At 62.3% G+C, this 17,492-nt stretch carries 19 protein-coding genes; 10 read left to right on the forward strand and 9 right to left on the reverse strand.

All coding sequences use genetic code 11. The features are described 5' to 3' along the window. The first annotated feature begins 46 nt into the window (after positions 1 to 46). Genes ASF31_RS04595 through tatC form a run of 3 tightly spaced genes read left to right on the forward strand, consistent with a single transcriptional unit; the run spans position 47 to position 1,754 of the window. Entirely contained in the window at positions 47 to 265 is a 219-nt protein-coding gene (locus ASF31_RS04595; RefSeq protein ID WP_017503863.1) for a twin-arginine translocase TatA/TatE family subunit, read from the forward strand. Positions 266 to 288: 23 nt separating this feature from the next. Continuing rightward, on the forward strand, positions 289 to 867 hold the full coding sequence (gene tatB, locus ASF31_RS04600; protein WP_055753555.1) for a Sec-independent protein translocase protein TatB: 579 nt from the start codon (positions 289 to 291) through the stop codon (positions 865 to 867). After that, on the forward strand, positions 864 to 1,754 hold the full coding sequence (gene tatC / locus ASF31_RS04605; protein WP_055753556.1) for a twin-arginine translocase subunit TatC: 891 nt from the start codon (positions 864 to 866) through the stop codon (positions 1,752 to 1,754). Before tatB ends, tatC begins: the two co-directional genes overlap by 4 nt. A 99-nt stretch (positions 1,755 to 1,853) precedes the next feature. Here tatC and glnA read toward each other — a convergent pair whose 3' ends face one another. Together glnA and ASF31_RS04615 are read right to left on the reverse strand one after the other, a co-directional pair. Continuing rightward, the gene (gene glnA / locus ASF31_RS04610) at positions 1,854 to 3,260 is read right to left on the reverse strand and encodes a type I glutamate--ammonia ligase (RefSeq protein ID WP_055753557.1); all 1,407 of its coding nucleotides are present in this window, start codon (positions 3,258 to 3,260) and stop codon (positions 1,854 to 1,856) included. Positions 3,261 to 3,341: 81 nt separating this feature from the next. Then, positions 3,342 to 3,680, reverse strand: a complete 339-nt coding sequence (locus ASF31_RS04615; RefSeq protein ID WP_008261682.1) for a P-II family nitrogen regulator — start codon at positions 3,678 to 3,680, stop codon at positions 3,342 to 3,344. A 114-nt stretch (positions 3,681 to 3,794) separates the two neighbouring features. Here ASF31_RS04615 and ASF31_RS04620 point away from each other — a divergent pair, with 114 nt between their 5' ends. Next, the gene (locus ASF31_RS04620) at positions 3,795 to 4,628 is read left to right on the forward strand and encodes an NAD(P)H-hydrate dehydratase (RefSeq protein ID WP_055753558.1); all 834 of its coding nucleotides are present in this window, start codon (positions 3,795 to 3,797) and stop codon (positions 4,626 to 4,628) included. A 773-nt stretch (positions 4,629 to 5,401) separates the two neighbouring features. Here ASF31_RS04620 and ASF31_RS04625 read toward each other — a convergent pair. Next, positions 5,402 to 5,611 (reverse strand): dodecin family protein, encoded by a 210-nt coding sequence (locus ASF31_RS04625; protein WP_055753559.1) that lies wholly within the window; start codon positions 5,609 to 5,611, stop codon positions 5,402 to 5,404. Positions 5,612 to 5,874: 263 nt separating this feature from the next. Between ASF31_RS04625 and ASF31_RS04630 the strand changes: the two genes are divergently transcribed. The 3 genes from ASF31_RS04630 (at position 5,875) to ASF31_RS04640 (ending at position 8,093) form a co-directional block, all read left to right on the forward strand. Beyond that, positions 5,875 to 6,309, forward strand: coding sequence for a cytochrome c (locus ASF31_RS04630; protein WP_235551265.1), 435 nt, complete (start codon positions 5,875 to 5,877; stop codon positions 6,307 to 6,309). A 100-nt stretch (positions 6,310 to 6,409) separates the two neighbouring features. Further along, positions 6,410 to 7,276 (forward strand): universal stress protein, encoded by an 867-nt coding sequence (locus ASF31_RS04635; RefSeq protein ID WP_055753561.1) that lies wholly within the window; start codon positions 6,410 to 6,412, stop codon positions 7,274 to 7,276. A gap of 1 nt (position 7,277) precedes the next feature. Further along, a complete protein-coding gene (locus tag ASF31_RS04640) occupies positions 7,278 to 8,093 on the forward strand; it encodes a universal stress protein (protein WP_055753562.1) in 816 nt (271 codons plus the stop codon). Here the strand turns inward: ASF31_RS04640 and ASF31_RS04645 are convergent. Beyond that, positions 8,041 to 9,414 carry a cyclopropane-fatty-acyl-phospholipid synthase family protein gene (locus ASF31_RS04645; protein ID WP_235551243.1) on the reverse strand — a complete coding sequence of 458 codons (1,374 nt, stop codon included), beginning with the start codon at positions 9,412 to 9,414 and terminating at the stop codon, positions 8,041 to 8,043. The two genes, ASF31_RS04640 and ASF31_RS04645, sit on opposite strands and share 53 nt — an antisense overlap. Positions 9,415 to 10,092: 678 nt before the next feature. On the opposite strand from ASF31_RS04645, the gene ASF31_RS04650 reads away from it, so the two are divergent. Together ASF31_RS04650 and ASF31_RS04655 are read left to right on the forward strand one after the other, a co-directional pair. After that, complete coding sequence (locus ASF31_RS04650) at positions 10,093 to 10,743, forward strand: BON domain-containing protein (RefSeq protein ID WP_055753564.1); 651 nt, start codon at positions 10,093 to 10,095, stop codon at positions 10,741 to 10,743. A gap of 41 nt (positions 10,744 to 10,784) precedes the next feature. Continuing rightward, positions 10,785 to 11,384: an NAD(P)H-dependent oxidoreductase gene (locus tag ASF31_RS04655; RefSeq protein ID WP_055753565.1), complete on the forward strand. Its 600-nt coding sequence runs from the start codon at positions 10,785 to 10,787 to the stop codon at positions 11,382 to 11,384. A 40-nt stretch (positions 11,385 to 11,424) separates the two neighbouring features. On the opposite strand, the gene ASF31_RS04660 is transcribed toward ASF31_RS04655, so the two are convergent. The 4 genes from ASF31_RS04660 to ASF31_RS04675 form a co-directional block, all read right to left on the reverse strand. Beyond that, positions 11,425 to 12,018 carry a response regulator transcription factor gene (locus ASF31_RS04660; RefSeq protein WP_055753566.1) on the reverse strand — a complete coding sequence of 198 codons (594 nt, stop codon included), beginning with the start codon at positions 12,016 to 12,018 and terminating at the stop codon, positions 11,425 to 11,427. Further along, the gene (locus ASF31_RS04665) at positions 12,008 to 13,504 is read right to left on the reverse strand and encodes a PAS domain S-box protein (RefSeq protein WP_235551244.1); all 1,497 of its coding nucleotides are present in this window, start codon (positions 13,502 to 13,504) and stop codon (positions 12,008 to 12,010) included. Before ASF31_RS04665 ends, ASF31_RS04660 begins: the two co-directional genes overlap by 11 nt. A gap of 116 nt (positions 13,505 to 13,620) precedes the next feature. Continuing rightward, positions 13,621 to 14,268, reverse strand: a complete 648-nt coding sequence (locus tag ASF31_RS04670; RefSeq protein WP_055753567.1) for a helix-turn-helix domain-containing protein — start codon at positions 14,266 to 14,268, stop codon at positions 13,621 to 13,623. A gap of 100 nt (positions 14,269 to 14,368) precedes the next feature. Further along, positions 14,369 to 15,199, reverse strand: coding sequence for a universal stress protein (locus ASF31_RS04675; protein WP_156355862.1), 831 nt, complete (start codon positions 15,197 to 15,199; stop codon positions 14,369 to 14,371). Positions 15,200 to 15,364: 165 nt separating this feature from the next. On the opposite strand from ASF31_RS04675, the gene ASF31_RS04680 reads away from it, so the two are divergent. Then, positions 15,365 to 15,940, forward strand: coding sequence for a pyridoxamine 5'-phosphate oxidase family protein (locus tag ASF31_RS04680; RefSeq protein ID WP_082465016.1), 576 nt, complete (start codon positions 15,365 to 15,367; stop codon positions 15,938 to 15,940). A gap of 123 nt (positions 15,941 to 16,063) precedes the next feature. On the opposite strand, the gene ASF31_RS04685 is transcribed toward ASF31_RS04680, so the two are convergent. Beyond that, the gene (locus ASF31_RS04685) at positions 16,064 to 17,068 is read right to left on the reverse strand and encodes a zinc-dependent alcohol dehydrogenase family protein (protein WP_235551245.1); all 1,005 of its coding nucleotides are present in this window, start codon (positions 17,066 to 17,068) and stop codon (positions 16,064 to 16,066) included. Positions 17,069 to 17,492: the final 424 nt, after the last annotated feature.

A 17,492-nucleotide genomic window follows, 5' to 3' on the forward strand; every position in this document is an offset into this window, starting at 1 on the left:
AAGAGTGGATGGGATCGGATGACCGATCCCCGCGAGGAGATTAGCCATGGGCTCCATGAGCATCTGGCACTGGGCCATCGTCATCGTCGTCATCGCGCTGCTGTTCGGCGGCCGGGGCAAGCTGTCGGGCATCATGGGCGACGCCGCCAAGGGCATCCGCGCCTTCAAGGACGGCCTGAAGGACGAAGACAAGAAGGACGGCCCGCACGAGGGCGTCAGTTCGCTGCCGCGCACCGAGGCGGAAAAGGAAGAGCTGAAGCGCTAGTTGTCGTCTGTAAGGGCTGACGCATGGGCGGGCTCGGCCCCGGTATCGGGGGTTTCGAATTAGTGGTGATCGGTCTGGTGGCCCTGCTTGTCGTGGGGCCAAAGGACCTGCCTGTCCTGATGCGTCGCGTCGGTCAGATGGTGGCCAAGGCGCGCGCCATGGCCAACGAATTCCGATCAAGTTTCGACGAGATGGCGCGTCAGTCCGAACTGGACGACCTACGCAAGGAGGTCGAGGCGCTGCGGACGGGGCAGGGGGCTATGTATCCTCTGGGCGCCGAGGCGGACGCCGCCTTCAAGGACATAAACGCCGGATTGACCGGGCCGACTGCGGCGGCTGCCCCGCCTGCACCGGAGCCGGAGGCGCCAGTCATGACGCCTGCGGTCGACGAATGGCCGGACACGCCGGCGCCTGTTGAGCCCGTCACGGCGACGAAACCTAAACGAACAGCCCCCAAGGCAAAGACGGGGACGGCTGTCGCCGGATCTGCGACGGCCAAAACTCGCTCAGCCGCCAAACCCAAGGCCGCCGCGCCTGCGGCCAAGACCAAGCCTGTAACCGCCAAGTCCAAGACCTCGCGCAAGAAAGCCGCTGACCTGTGACGCCTTCCGATCGTGACGAGGCCGAGATCGAGGCGTCGCGCGCGCCTCTGATGGATCACCTGATCGAGCTGCGCGGGCGGCTGCTCATCTGTGTGGTGGCTTTCTTCCTGGCCTTCATCCTTTGCTTCGCCTTCGCCAATCAGATTCAGATTGCGCTGATCAAGCCGTATCAGGCCGCCGTGGCGATCCATGCCGCAGCTTTGGCGACCGGCGGCCACGCCAATCCCATCGAACTGATCGCGGTGATGACGGGAATCAGACCCTATCCGCCAGGCAGCGCCGCCGTTGTCCAGCTGATTGCCACGGCGCCGCTGGAACAGCTCTTCACCAAGATGAAGATTGCGGCTTTTGGCGCGGCGGTCCTGACCTTCCCAGTCATGGCGTGGCAGATGTACCGGTTCGTGGCGCCGGGTCTCTATCGCAACGAGCGCGGGGCGTTTCTGCCGTTTCTCATCGCCGCGCCTGTGATGTTCTGCCTGGGCGGGGCGCTGGTCTATTATGTAATGCTGCCGTTCGTGATGCTGTTCTCGCTGAGCCAGCAGGTCGCCACCGACGGCATTTCGGTGGCGCAAACCACGAAGATTTCCGACTACCTCAGCCTGGTGACCTCGCTGCTGCTCGCCTTCGGTCTTTGCTTCCAGCTTCCTGTGGTGACGACGCTGCTGGGCCTCGCCGGTCTGATCAGTTCCAAGGTCATGGCGGCCGGTCGGCGCTACGCCATCGTCGCTGTCGTCGTGGTCGCAGCCGTGGTCACGCCGCCCGATCCGATCAGCCAACTGATGCTGGCTGTGCCGCTGGTCATTCTCTACGAGATTTCTATCTGGTGCGTGCGACTGATCGAGCTGCGCCGCAAGAAGGCGGACGATCTGGAAGCCGAGATCGCTTAACGCCACGATGGCTTGTCGATCGCTGCTCGAAGCAGTCAGGCCATGCAAAAAGGGCCGGGGAGCGATCCCCGGCCCTTTGTCTTGACTGCGATCAGGTGATCAGCAGCTGTAGTACATGTCGAACTCGACAGGGTGCGGATGCAGTTGCAGACGCATCACCTCTTCCATCTTCAGTTCGATGTAGCTGTCGATGAAGTCGTCATCCATGACGCCGCCCTTCTTGAGGAAGGCGCGGTCCTTGTCGAGGTTCTCGAGCGCTTCACGCAGCGAGCCGCAGACCTCGGGGATCGAGCCGCGCTCTTCCGGCGGCAGGTCGTAGAGGTTCTTGTCGGCGGGCGCGCCCGGATCGATGCGGTTCTCGATCCCGTCCAGACCGGCCATCAGCAGGGCCACGAAGGTCAGATAAGGATTGCCCATAGGGTCGGGGAAGCGGGCTTCCAGACGCTTGGCCTTGGGCGAGGAGACGTGCGGGATGCGGATCGAGGCCGAACGGTTGCGGGCCGAATAGGCCAGCTTCACCGGGGCTTCATAGCCGGGGACCAGACGCTTGTAGCTGTTGGTGGTCGAGTTGGCGAAGGCGTTGATGGCCTTGGCGTGTTTGATGATGCCGCCGATGTACCACAGACATTCCTGCGACAGACCAGCGTACTTGTCGCCGGCGAACTGGGGCTTGCCGTCCTTCCAGATCGACATGTGAACGTGCATGCCCGAACCGTTGTCCGCAAACATCGGCTTGGCCATAAAGGTCGCCGACTTGCCGTATGCGTGGGCCACATTGTGGATCACGTACTTATAGAGTTGCAGGCGGTCGGCCATGGTCAGCAGGTCCGAGAACTTCAGGCCCAGTTCGTGCTGAGCCGGAGCCACCTCGTGGTGGTGCTTCTCGGGCTGAAGGCCCAGATCGCGCATGACGCCCAGCATTTCGCCGCGCAGGTCCTGTCCGGAATCGACCGGATTGACGGGGAAATAGCCGCCCTTGGGCCCAGGGCGATGGCCCATATTGCCTTCGGAATATTCAGCACCGGTGTTGGCGGGCAACTCGGTCGAATCGTAGCTGTAGCCGGTATCGTGCGGCTGGGTGGACCAACGCACGTCGTCGAAGATGAAGAACTCGGCTTCCGGTCCGAAGAAGACCTGGTCGCCCACGCCCGATGACTGGACGTAGGACAGCGCCTTCTTGGCCATCGAGCGGCTATCGCGGTTGTAAGGCTCGCCGGTGTCCGGGTTCAGCACGTCGCAGAACAGGAACATCGTCTTCTGCTGATAGAAGGGATCGATATAGGCGGTGGTCAGGTCCGGCTTCAGCAGCATGTCGGACTCGTTGATGGCCTTCCAGCCGGCGATCGACGAGCCGTCGAACATCGTGCCTTCGTTCAGGAAGTCCTCGTCGACCAAATCGACGTCGAAGGTGACGTGCTGCAGACGGCCGCGCGTGTCGGTGAAGCGGACGTCCACATATTGGACCTCCTCATCCTTGATCTCTTTGAGGATCTTGCTGGCGCTCATTCTCGGAAAGTCCTGTTCTTGTCGTTTGGGGAGGAGACCGGACAGCGACCCGAGGGCCGAAGGCCGGGGAGGGTAGTCAGGTCAGACGGCTTGGGCTCCGGTTTCGCCGGTGCGGATGCGGATCACCTCGGCGACATCGGACACGAAGATCTTGCCGTCGCCGATCTTGCCTGTGCGAGCCGAGGTTTGAATGGCCTCGACAACCGCGGGCGCAAGGTCGTCGGCGACGACCACCTCGATCTTGATCTTGGGCAGGAAGTCGATGACGTATTCCGCGCCTCGATACAGTTCGGAATGACCTTTCTGGCGACCATATCCCTTGGCCTCCAGCACAGTCATGCCTTGCACGCCCACGTCCTGGAGCGCCTCTTTGACGTCATCCAGCTTGAAGGGCTTGATGATGGCTTCGATTTTCTTCATGGCGACCCCGGAGCGGCGCACGGAATGCAGCGGCGCTCGGGCGCGAATGGGACACAGCAGGGCCGCTCAAAGCAAGCGATTTTCGCAGGCTGGCGAAGGATAATCGGAACGCGGATGATAGAAACCAACGACCCGGCGATCTGGCGCAATTTTCTGCCTTGGCCGAGCGCAGAAACGCACAAGCATACGCGCGGACGCTTGGCGGTCGTTTCAGGAAAGGCGCATCACACCGGCGCTGCGCGACTTGCAGCTCATGCGGGTCTCAGGATGGGCGCTGGAGTCGTGCGAATCCTCTGTCCGCCAGATGCGGCGTCGGTGATCGCGCCGGCTGTGCAAGCGGTGATGTTGAAGCCTTTTTCTTCACCCGAAAACTTAAGTCGGGAAGCCACCGGCAGTGACGCCATCGTGATCGGACCTGCCGCAGGGCTGGACGACGCGACGATCGCAAACATTCAGGCGCTTGGCTCGACCGGCGCCGTTTTGGTGATCGACGCGGATGGTCTGTCGGTCTTCAAAGGTCGGACTGCGGAACTATTCGCGGTGTTGGATCGTGACGATATCCTGACGCCGCATGAAGGTGAGTTTGAGCGACTTTTCCCAGGCCTGCTCGCCCAAGGTCGTGAAACGGCCGTTCAAGACGCGGCGCGAGAGGCACAAGCCACGATCGTCTTGAAGGGCGCCCAGACGCTGATCGCATCGCCTGATGGTCGCATCCGCCGAAATGAAAACGGCTCGCCGTGGCTGGCGACGGCCGGAACCGGCGACGTCCTGGCCGGCATGATCGGCGGATTGGCCGCCCAGCGCATGGACAGCTTCGATGCCGCTTGCGCCGCTGTTTGGCTTCATTCCGATGCTGCAGAGCGTTTTGGCCCGGGGCTGACATCGGATGATCTGTACGATGTCCTGCCGAAGTCGTTGTTCGAGCAGTGGATGGCTTCCGCCACCTAGCGCGTCCCACCGCCGGCTAATCACTATATTTCCGAGATCGCACAGGTTCGGAAACTGTTGCGGCCATAAATAGCGGAATTAACACCAAAAATAATAACAATGTAGAGCAATGACCGTTGCGCTCGCCCACAGCGCTTCTGTTGCAAATCCGAAAGTTTTCTGGCGGCTATGGAGGCGCTACGGGCACGAAAAGAGTGGGCATGGATAGGTTGTGGATAAATGCAGAAGAGAAGACGGATGTCCGGTTCTGACTCAAAGCTGATGTAGATAAGGTCCGCTTTTTTGAGAGGCGGCGATTGGTGTCGGGTGGTCAGGTCTGGCCCTCCACGGCGGTTGGCCAGATTGAATCTTGAAGGGCTGTCCAGGATGTTTTCTAGGCTGGATTCTTCAATGGCGCTCGAGAGGCGACGGCAGCCGGGTTGATCACGCAGATGGCCGTGAGCGGCTGTCCCGTATTGTCGCGAGCACGAATGCAGGGTCAGCCCATCGCGCCCTGAGTATGGTCGCCCTGCCGATCGGTGGGAGGATCATCGATTTCAAGCCGCATAGATGCGGAACTCATGGTCTTCTGCTGACGAAAGTGTCTCTAATGTCAAAGAAGACAGAGAAGCTGCGTGTATGCCGTCAATAGGACAACGAAAGTTGGCGTGCACAGTGTAGCGCCCAGCATCATGGTCGACGATGCTTCGAACAATCAGAGCCCAATGACCTACAACTCTAAGCCGGGTACGCAACGGGCGCCGCAGCGATCACTGCGCGCGGGGCGGGCCAAGTCACCGATCGTCATCGACTGCGAATGTGATGCGGGCGTTGACGCGATATCGGTCGATCAACCCGTCCACGACTGTCGCTTGAAAGTTGTCGATATTGATCGAGCGAATGTGGCGAAGTGTGATGGCCGCATCTTCCACCGCCATTTGGGCGGCGGCCTCCCAACTGTCGCGAGACTCTGAGAGGACTTCGATAACTTTGAGGATCGCCATAGGCTTTGTCTCCTTTGAAGCGCTTCATCGCAGACGAAGCGGTTCCAAGATTTGACCAGGGTCAAGTTGACGGAAACTCGCGCGATGTCCGCAGGCGGGGCCAAACCCATGCACGCCGCGACAGGCCCCCGAACATCCGTCCGACGCGTCTTGATGATCCTGGGTTGGCGATGACGACGACCCCATAGCCAATCGGGTCGTCCGGAGCATGATCGGGGGGGGCGGGTCGTCGGTGATCGCTCGCGGGGGGGGTGATTTTGATCATGATCAATTTGCGCGGCGGCCCATTGGAGCAGTTTACCCACGCCAATGGAGGGTGCGCGGTGCGTCGATTTCTTCTTGCAGGTCTCGGCCTTTCGCTCGTCGTGGCAGGGTGCAAGCCGCCGCCGATCCCGCCTAATCAATCGCTCACCAGCGCCGCCCTCGACTACGACGCTGCCCTGCGCGGTCAGAGCTTTGTCGAGGGCAGTTGCGCCAGTTGTCACGCCGTCGGCCCCACGGGGGCCAGCCCTTTCGCCGACGCCACGCCATTTCGCGATATCGTCACACGCTATCCGCTGTCGGACCTCGAAGAAGGCTTCGCTGAAGGACTGGTGACAGCCCATCCCGCCATGCCTGATTACGTCTTTAGGGCCTCTGAGATCGATGATCTCATCGCCTATCTCCAAGCTTTAAAGGACATGGAGGCTCGCCCATGACCTGTCGCAGCGGCGCTTTCACCTGTGGCAGGTCGCCTTCAACAATGCGGACTGCGCTTGATTTCGGCGTTGATAAAACACACGCCGAAGCGATGGGCTCATGACCGACCTCAAGCGCATTGTCGTCTTAGCCAGTGGCGAAGCCGGAGATTCCGAGGCGCTCAACGCCGCCGCCGCAATCGCAGCTCTACACCGTGCGGTCGTTGAGATCTTTTCGATCCATCAAGATGCGGCGGGTGATCTTATCAGCTTGGGCCTGCTTCTGGGCGCCCACAGATCGGCGGAGACTTTGAACGCCATCGCTGCGGCGGAGAAGGAGAGTCGGGATCGGATCGCTGAGGCTGCGATCCGGTGCGCAGAGGCCCACGATCTGCCTTATGGCCCCGGGCCAGACAGCCCTCGGCTTGTTCTGTTCGACCATGCGTTTCGCCCGCCGACAATAGAGGACCGGACACTGGTCCTGGCCGATCTGACAGTGATCGGGCAGGGCTATCTCTCCAAGGCGGGGCGGCTGAGCGCAGTCCTCGGCCAGGTGCTTCTGACCCAGCGGGCTCCTCTTCTGATCGCCCGGGGAAACGGCGAGCGAGTGGCTCGGTGTGCAGCCATCGCCTGGGACGGGAGCCGGGAGGCGGGTCGCGCGGTCCGAATGGCTCTGGCGCTTCTGAAAGAGGCTTCAAGTGTCGCCATACTGCAGTACCGGCCGGGATCAGCGGCCGGAGCGCCGATCCCTGATCCTGTGCGATTGAGCGCCTATCTGGAACTCCATGGCGTCCTCGACGCGACGTATGAGGCCGTTGACGGCGAGGCGGAAGGTGAAGCCTTGGTGGGCGCTGCGCATCGTCTCAACATCGACATTCTCGTTGCGGGGGCCTGGGGGCATACGCGGGTACAAGAGACCTTATTCGGCGGCGCGACCCAGTCGCTGCTGATGGATAGAGAAGGCCCTAGTCTTCTGCTGGCGCACTGAGATGAGTATGCGAAATCTCATGGTGGCGCTCGACGACGAGGGTTTGGTGGAAAGCCTCATTCCCGCCGTTGTCAAGATGGCGCAGGACCTGGGTCTCGGGAGCATCGCCTTTGTCGCTGGAGGGCAGGTCGCGCTGCCGGCGTCGGCGTCCGCGATTGGTCTACCGTTCGGTCTGATGGCAGCGAATGAAAACGAAGTCAGGCGGCGGCTGACACTGTTGGCCGCGCAGTCGAAAATGGCGGCCAATCGGCTGCGTTCGACGTGGCGCAGTGATACAGTCGACGATCCAACGCGTTTCGTGTTGTTGCAGGTGGATCGCGCGGATCTCTTGGTCGCGCCTCAGCCGAGGCGGCCGGCTCCGGGGTTCGGCGCAATCGATCTCGCACGATTGATTCTGCGCGCGGGTCGCCCCGTACTCGTCGCGCCGCGCGCTCAGGCTGCGCTGCCTATGACTCGGATTTTGGTGGCGTGGAACGATACGCGCGAAGCCCGGCTGGCCGTCGCCAGCGCAATGCCCCTGCTGCTTCAGGCGAAGCGCGTACTGATCGTGGGGGTCGGCGCGGACAGTCAATCCGAGCGCCTGCAGCAGGTCGCCGACTACTGCGGCCTTCATGGGGTCTATGCTCAAACCAAGGTCGAGAATGACGTTCGGACCGGTGACGAAGGCCAAGCCTTGCTGGACGCGGCGGATGACGACGCAAGCACGCTGATCGTTAGCGGCGCTTATGGTCATAGCCGGTTGCGCGAGCTGGTCCTGGGCGGCGTCACTCGCGATCTCCTGCAACAAGAGACGAGACCCTGTCTCTTTTCGCACTGAATGCGACAGCAGGCGAGTCCGGCATATCCGGACGGGCGATCGGCGCATCGATGGGCGCGCTCATGTAATCCCGCACGATTGGGGACGCATCGACCCGGTGCGCAAGCTGGATCTGGAAGACTGTGTGGCCGAACCTTCGGAAGGCGGACTCGCTGATCGCCAAGTAGAACTCCCAAGCCCGACAAAAGCGTTCGCCGTACTGGCTTTTGGTTTCGGGGCGCGACGCTTCGAAGCGGGCACGCCAGGCTTTGAGGGTCTCGGCGTAGTGCAACCGGAGCACTTCCACATCGGTCACGATAAGGCCTGCAGTTTCGGCTGCCGCCACGACCTCGGAAAGGGCCGGGATGTATCCCCCTGGGAAGATGCGCCGCGCAATCCACGGCTGGGTCGTCCCCGGACCCTCGGCGCGACCGATAGTGTGAACGACGGCGACGCCGTCGGGCTTCAGGAGGGTCGCAAGCTTGCGGAAATAGGCGCTGAAATGGGATCGCCCCACGTGTTCAAACATTCCGACCGAAACGATGCGGTCATAGACGCCGTCTAAGTCGCGGTAATCGACAAGGTCGATTGCAAGACGATCCGTCAGACCGTATTGCGCCGCTCTTGCCTTTCCGACGCCCGCCTGTTCGGCCGATAGGGTGGCGCCGCGGACGTGAACGCCATGATCGCGCGCCAACCTCAAGGACAGACCGCCCCAACCGCACCCGATATCCAACACCCGGTGGTGCGGCTGAAGCAGCAGCTTTGCAGCCAGACGTTCGATCTTGGCGTTTTGAGCAGCCTCCAGCGACGCTTCAGGATCGGCGAAAAAGGCGCAGGAGTACTGAAGATCCGGATCGAGAAAGCGGCTGTAGAATTCCACAGGCAGATCGTAGTGGTGAGCCACATTACGTCGGCTCGCGGGGCGTGCATTGTGACCAGACCGAAGGTCGCGCCAGACGCGCGCGAGCGCAGACGGGCGGCGCCGTCGTCGCGTCTCGGCATTGCGGCCGAAGAGGTCGGCGAGGTCCTCCAGACCGCCCTGTTCGAGCTGCAGAGCGCCTGCCACATAGGCGTCGCCGACCGCCATCGCGGGGTTTAGCGCAAGGCGAAGCATCCAGTTGTGATGCGTGATCCGCACCCGCAGAGGCGGACCCTGGCCGTCTCCGAGATGATGGCAACGACCGCCCGGCAGCTCGAGGTCCAGGCGCCCTATGCGGATGGCTCGCGATGCGGAGCGATGCAAAAGCCAGGCTGCGAAAACCATGGTTGGTCGGGCCAAACCGGCCAGGCCACCCCCCGAACCCGGGGGGCGGATGGATAAGAAAGTGGTCTGGCTCATTGATCGTGCTCCCGAGCTGGAGCCTTTGAACTAGCGCCGTCTCGCTACACCCCAATTGACTGCGATCAATCGGCGGACGGCCCGTCTTCTTCCTTGCTTATGGCCCACGAAGCTTTGCGGATGCTCGCCGTTTCTCGCCCGATCGAGGAGCCAGGCGGCGTATCATCCGTCCCTTGAGAAGTCGGCGGCGGCGGCGTGTCGTCCGCATGCGAGGTCCCACAGCCAGCAGGCGGAGACTGAAGGCGAGCCCGCCGAGGGCCAGCAGTATGCCTAAGGCTTCGCAAAGGATGTCCGCAAGTTCTCCCGGCATGATGCGCTCCGATCGTGACCAGATTGGCGCTTGGGCTCGGGTCTGGCTTTGACGCGGGTCAAGCCCCGGTTGAGCGGTTGCTTTAGGAATCTGCGCGAGGCCCCGGGCCGTATATCCCTCACTGTCATTCGCCTGTTGATGGGACGGGCTTCCGGGGCCGATCAACGGCCGGACGGCGTGCGATGATGGGCGACATCAGCGTCCTTGGTAGGCGACTGGATAGTGCGGCCCTGAGGGTTGAGGCGCGCAACTCCGCCTCGCCGACGCCGCTGATTTGACCGTGATCAAACCACAGCCCGATGAATAGCGCAGGGTTCTGGCGGATCGGTCCGTGTCGGACCGACGTCCGCCTCCAGAGGATCAACATCATGGAAAACACAGCCCTCCAATCCCGCGTTGAGGCCGAGCTTCAGTGGGAACCCAGCATTGACGCGAGTGAGATCGGCGTTGCCGTCGCCAACGGCGTCGTAACGTTGAGCGGCGCGGTGAGAACTTATGCCGAGAAGACCGCTGCGGAACGGTCCGCCCTCCGGATCAACGGGGTCCGCGGGGTCGCCCAGGAGATTGAGGTTCGGCCATTCGGCGACATCGGCGTCAAAGACGACGAGATCGCCAAACGCGCCCTGAGGGTCATGCAATGGAATACGGCGATTCCTCGTGACGCCATTCAGGTGAAGGTCGAGGATGGGCGCGTCACCCTGTCCGGCGAGGTCGACTGGAATTTCGAGCGCGAGACGGCTGAGCGTGTCGTTCAAGGGCTTTACGGCGTTCGGGCGGTCGCCAACCAGATCAAGGTCAAGCCCAAGGTCCAGGCAGACAATGTGCACAGGCGGATCGAGGACGCGCTGGAGCGGCAATCGCGTGTCGACGCCGGCAAGATCCGGGTCTTTGTAGACGGCCACAAGGTCAGGTTGGAGGGAAAGGTCGCGGCCTGGTCCGATCGCTCGACGATCGAACATGCGGCGTGGTCGGCGCCTGGCGTGACGATGGTGGAGGATCGGGTCACGATCGCCGGTTGAGCGCTGTGAAGGGCCGCGATGATCACGGGATTTGAACACTCATGAGTTTCGCCATCATCACTGCGCATCCGCGAAGACGCAGTTTCACCCATAGCGTCGCCCAAGTGATCGCTGACGGGGCGCGCTCCAAAGGCGCGCAGGCCGTCATACGCGACCTGTATCGGATGCGCTTCGACCCCCGCCTTCACGCCGGAGAACTCCCTGACCACCATGGTTTTCAGGTCCGTCCGGACGTCGTCGCTGAACGCGCCGCGCTTTCTGACGTGAAAGTGTTCGTCCTTGTCTATCCGCTATGGTTCAATGCACCGCCCGCCATCTTGAAAGGGTATGTGGATCGCGTGTTCGGCATGGGATTCGGCTATTCGCCCATCCGTCAAGGCGGCAACCAACCGCTCCTGACGGGTAAGAAGCTTCTCAGCCTCACCAGTTCCGGCGCCCCTCAAGCTTGGATCGAGCGTTCCGGCGCCTGGGTCGCGATGCGTCGTCATTTTGACGATCACCTGGCTGCTGTGACGGGCCTTGAACAAATCGGTCACCACAATATCGGCGGCATCCATCCGGATATGGAACGCGAGAAGATCAAGACCTTGCTTGAGGAGCTGCGAACGCACGGCGAACGCCTCGCAGCCGCATACGGCTGAACACATCCGGGGCGCCGAAACGATGCCGCCGATCGCCCTATCAGAACCCGGCTGCGACGGCGAAGCGCATAAGCTCCGCCATGGTATGGACGCCGGCCTTCGCCATCAGCTTGGCCCTGTAAACTTCCACTGTGCGCGGACTGATGCCGAGCTCCAGCGCTGTCGTCTTGTTGGACTTTCCAGCGGCGATCCCATGCAGCACGTCTCGCTCCCTGCCCGACAGGCTCGCGATCCGTTCCTGTCCAGCTCTCGCCGTATCGGTCACGCCGGGCGCGAGCGCCAGCGCCAGGGCTTCAAAGAGACGCGTCTTGTCGAAGGGTTTCTCGAGAACGTCCAAGGCGCCCGCGCGTAGCGCTTGGACAGCCAGCGGCACGTCGGCGTGCGCCGTCATTATGATCACCGGTGGAGCAGGTCGCTGGTCTGACATGAGCCGCATCAGCTCGAGGCCATCGATTCCCGGCATGCGAACGTCCGTAAGCACGCAACTGCCCGAGCAGACCCAGGGACTGTCGAGGAAGGCCTCGCCGGACATATGCAGCTGAGCATCATATCCTTGGGTTTCCAGCAGAAAGGCGAGCGACGCGCGCAATGCGGCATCATCGTCGACGATATGGACAGTCAGTTTAGGCGGCATGATCACCCTCAGGGATGAAGGGAAGGGTGAAACAGAACATCGCGCCGCCGTGAGCACGATTGCGGGCCGTGAGACGTCCGCCATGCGCTTCTATGATGGTGCGGCAGATCGACAGGCCGAGCCCCAGGCCCTCGCCGCCGCCCGAAACGAAGGGTTCAAACAGGTGTCCGACCGTGGCGGCCGGCAAACCGCTCCCGCGGTCGGCGACCGTGATCGCCACATGCCGGCGCTTCAGGTCTTGACGACTGCGGATCGTGAGCATCGGTATTGGGGGGGCTGGCATGGCGTCGAGCGCATTGCGCACCAGATTGACTATGACTTGCTGGATCTGGATCGGGTCGACCAAAACCTTCGGAAGGTCGGCCTCGAGATCGAGTTTAAGCCGGAGTTGATGTTCGCTGACGCCCATCAGAGCTAAAGTCAAAGCCTCCTGAACGAGCACCTCTGTGGCGATCAGCGTTCTCGGCGCCTGCTCCTTGTCTACAAAGGCGCGCAGATGGCGAATGATCTCGCCTGCGCGAAGCGCCTGGTCGGCGGCGGCGTCGAGGGCTGTCTTCAATCGGCGAAGGTCTGGATCGCCGCTTTCGACCAGGGCCGAGGCCCCTTGCATATAGTTGGCGACGGCGGTCAGGGGCTGATTGATCTCATGCGCCAAGGTCGACGCCATTTCGCCCATGGCGGTGATACGGCCCGCATGGGCGAGCTGCGCCTGAAGGCTCTGCGTTTTCGTCTCTTGGGTCCGACGCTCCGTCAGGTCGCGCATAAATCCAGTGAAGTAGCGTCCCGCATCACCGCCTGTCGCGCCGACTGACAGTTCGAGCGGAAAGACCGATCCGTCTTTTCTCAAGCCTGTTACGACGCGGCCAACGCCAATAATCCGGTGTTCGCCAGTCGTTCGAAACGCGTTGAGGTATCCGTCATGTTTAGAACGGTCGGGTTCCGGCATCAGCAGGGTTATGTTTCGTCCGACAACCTCTTCGGCGGACCACCCGAAGGTGCGAATGGCGGCCGCGCTGAACGAGATGATGACCCCCCGTTCATCGATCACGACCATCGCGTCGGGAACGGTTCTCAGGATGGATTCCAAATGAAGTCTGCGGTTTGCGGCTTCGCGCGCTTGGCGTCGTAAATGCCCCCCCGCAAAGGCGATCAGCAGACTCAATAGAATGAAAGTCGCCAGATCAATGCGATTGGCGGGGTCATCTATGACGCGTCCGTCGAGCGCCAAGGCCCCAAGGCCGATGCAAAGTCCAGCCGCGAGAAGCGCGGGATAGCGTCCGCCCAAGGTGGCCGAAACGAGAACCACAGGGACATAAAACAAGAGAAACGTCCGGCTGCCGAAGTAGGGCGTTACCGTCTCTCTTAAGCCGACCGCACAGACCGCGCCGATGAGCGCGATGACATAGCCGGGGCGCGCGGCATAATCCGGGGGCGGGGGTCTCGGCGAGCGCACGTTGGAGCCTGTGGCGTCGAAGCTGCTGAGCAATCAAGCACCATAGCACGCCTCGCCCCTCAATCCCAAGCTGTATACCGGGGTTATCGGGAACGGCGATCGCCCCTAAGGCGCCCGTGCCTTTCAGTGGGCTGCGGCCGACGCGGCGCTTAAGAGGCGGCCAGGCGGTTGAGGGCGGCGCCGCGCACGATCTGGAAGTCCCTGCAGGAGACGAACACCACAAGGCCCTGGATTTGAAACTGACCCAACACACGGGACACGGTCTCGATGGCGAGGCCTAGATAGTCGGCCATGTCCTGGCGACTCATCGGAAGACTGGCGACGTCCGACCCGTCGCGACGCGCCATATCAACCAGAAAGCTCGCGACCTTGTCGCTGGCCGACCGTCGTCCGAGCAGCGACAGGTGGTGTTGCGTCCGGCTAAGCTCTGCAATGGCTGCGCAATAGTCTGTGCGATCGGAGCGTTCCTCAGCCGGAGCCTTCTGACGACACACGACAACCTCGGTCGCACACATAGCCTCCGCGGAGTAGGCGTGACCTTCCTCGCCGTCGAGGCCGAACAGATCGCCGGGGTAGTAAAAGCCGCCGATTTGTCTTCGGCCGTCGATCGAATGACGGACCGTACGGACGGCGCCGCAAACGATCCTGTAAAGGGAATGCGGAGCGTCTCCTTCAACATAGATGGGCTCTCCAGGCGAATAGGTGAGAGTAAACACGCCACGATCTCTCAAACGCACCGGCACGGCCGGCGCGCGGGGGATCGCGGGAGAGGTGGGCGATAAGGTTTGAACCTGCATGATGGCCTCGTTCCGAAGACGTAAGACCGTTATGCCCATGCTGCGGGCCCGGGGGTAATCGGCGCGAACGCCTAGGGGAGTCTACATAAGGACTCCCGATTCAATGCGCCGTCAGGACGCAGATGTGGCTGTCCGACATAAGCGATCGCGTCACCCCTCCCAGAACCCATTCCGTCAATCGCGTATGGCCATAGGCACCCGCCACGATCAGGCCGGCGCCCATTGGGGCGGCGTAGTCCAGCAGGCGCTGCGCGGCCGGGACCTGGTTCTTGACGATGGTCGACAGGGTCGCCCGAACGCTGTGGCGCGACAGCCAGGCGATCACGGCTTCGCGTCCGATTTCAGACGCGGCGACATCCGCCTTCTCGCAAACGGAGACCACCTGCACCTCGCTTGCCTTCTTGAGCAGCGGAAGGGCCGCCGCCGCCGCAAGGCGGCTTTCCCGGCTGTCCTTCCAGGCCACGATGGCGGGGCGATCAAGCGGGGATTGGAAGGGCGTCTTGGGGACGACTAAAACCGGGCGCCCGCAGCCAGTCACGACATCGACTGCGCGAGGCGCGCGTGAGGGGGCGCCGACGCCATGAGCGGCGACCAGAACCAAGTCCGCCGCCTTCGCCGCCGTGTTGATGACAGTCGCAGGGTTGTCGATCGCCTGGAGCCAAATCGATTGCGGCGCGCGCCTGCCCACGATTTCGGAGAACCGAGCCTTGCTTGTGCGAATGTCAGTTTCCGCCATCTCGCGATAAAGCTGCTGCAACTGTCCCGACATGGCGTTCACGCCATAAGGATCGATCGGCAGAGACACGAGTGCGCTCGCGCCAATGCCTAGGATGTGGGCGTCGAAGGCTGACGCCAGGTCGCACGCCAGGTTCCGGCGAGCGTCCCGACCGGGATCGCCGCTGGCGCTGACCAGAAGACTTTTGATTGCCATGACGGTGCTCCAGACCAGATCCAATGACATCCAGCGGCGCGTCAGCGCCTTGACGACGGTCAAGGATCGAGACGCACGTCCGACCTAGGGTCCGGGCTTCGCGGAGACGTCAGTCATGCGACCCTCGCAACTCTGACGGTTTGCTTCCGCTGACAAGGCGCGATCATGATCGACAATTCGAATCCTTCGACGGCGCCGCATCCGGGCGAAAGCGAACTCCCGCTGCCGGGCCTGCACTCTTCCGCTACGGCCGCCATCCTGGATCTTCTCGACAGCCAACGCGAAATGACCTTGGCCGTGATCGGTCCCGATGGCTGGCCGCGCGCCACCACAGTGGGCTATCTCAATGCGGGTCTGAATCTCTATTTCATTACCGGCCGGGACAGCGGCAAGCTGGCCGCCATCACCCGAGACCCCCGTGTCGGCGTGGCCATTCGGCGGCATATGGGCGATCACGGCGATGCGGTGGGGCTGTCGATCACTGGACGCGCCGCAGAAATCTTCGACCCCCTTGAGATCGAGAATATCAACCAGGCTCTGTGGCGACGGTATCCCGAGCTGCATCTCTTTTGTCCGCAGCAGGATGCGGTCGCGATCGTCAAGGTGCGGCCCGTCACTATCGCATCGATCGCGGTCGTGGAGGGTCGCAGTCACACCCATGCCTTCGCGATCGGCCCCGCTCATGCGAACGCAGCATTTGGCCGCGGGCTTGAAAGCGTCGTAGATCCTTCGGCGACCTAAGAAATCGATCGTGCCCGCGGCCCCAGGTTTTACGGCCATGGCGAAGGGCATGCGATGCGTGAAAGGCATGCGTAACAGGACGCTATCGCGCGCATCACGTCGCCCGCGGGCTTGGTGGACGGATCACGGGCTGATGATGACTTTGAGCGCCTTGGTCTCAGCGGCGCGACCAAACGTTTCATACGCGCTCAAAATATCGTCCAGCGAGAAGTGGTGAGTGATGAGCGGCGACGGATCGATCTTTCCCGACCGGACTGTGTTCAGCAGCATCTGTGTGGAGACCGCGTCCACCAAACGGGTCGTGATGGCAATATTCTGAGACCAGAGACGTTCCAGGTGTAGCTGGACCGGCGTGCCGTGAACGCCGATATTGGCGATCACCCCGCCGCTCGCCACCAAGTCTTCGCAGAGCTCAAAGGTCGCCGGCGTTCCCACGGCCTCTATGGCGGTATCGACCCCGCAAGCGCCCGTGAGCGCCATAACCGCCTCCGCGGCCTTGCCGTCTCCGCTGTTGATAGTGCGGGTTGCGCCGAACTGGCGGGCCACTTCCAGACGATGATCGTCCAGATCGATCATGATGATCTCGGCGGGAGAATAGAGTTGGGCGGTGAGGAGGGCGGCCAAGCCGATCGGTCCTGACCCGACGATCGCCACAGTCGAGCCTGGAGAAACCTTCCCGTTGAGCACGCCACATTCGAATCCGGTCGGCAGTATGTCGCTGAGCATGACCATCGCCTCCTCATCCACGCCCGCCGGGATGGGATAGAGGCTGGTCTCGGCATGAGGAATGCGGACATAATCCGCCTGGGCGCCATCGATCGTATTGCCGAGGATCCAGCCGCCGGTCGCGCAGTGAGACCACAGGCCCCGGCGGCAGTCTTGGCACCTTCCGCAAGACGATATGCAGGAGATCAGGACCCGATCCCCGGCCTTGAAGGTGGTTACGGCGCTACCGACGTCTTCGATGACGCCGACGCCCTCGTGTCCCAAAACCCGGCCGGGCAGGCACGTCGCGACGTCCCCTTTCAGGATATGAAGGTCTGTGCCGCAGATCGTTGTTTTCGTGACCCTGACGATCGCGTCGCCGGGCGCCTCGATGTCGGGCCTGGGTCGGTCTTCCAACGCCATCTGTCGGGGGCCGCCATAAACGAGAGCTCTCATCATCTTGCGCCTGTCGCGCCGTGTTCGATCATCGACGCCGGCTTGATGCCGACGGCGATACTCTGCCCTCGTTCGCTCCACATGTTTTGACGGTTATCAAAATGACGGACCATAGCGTCGGAGCCCGGGCAAGCCTGGCGCCGGTAGCCTTCTGAGTTCGACGGAGGGGATGTTCCGGCCCGGGATTGAATTCGGGTCAGACCGGCATCCCAACAACGCGTCCCGCGCGCTCAGGAATTGAGCACGGTCAAGACGGCGATCATCGCCCTGTCGCAGGGTCGCCGCGGTTATCGGAGCGATTCCAATGCAAACATCCGCCGTTCGAACCGACCTGACCGGTGCTGGGCCGAGAGCGACGCCCAGTCAGTATCGTCCTACCTCGTCCGCTACC

The sequence above is a fragment of the Brevundimonas sp. Leaf280 genome (assembly GCF_001422455.1).
GTDB lineage: Bacteria > Pseudomonadota > Alphaproteobacteria > Caulobacterales > Caulobacteraceae > Brevundimonas.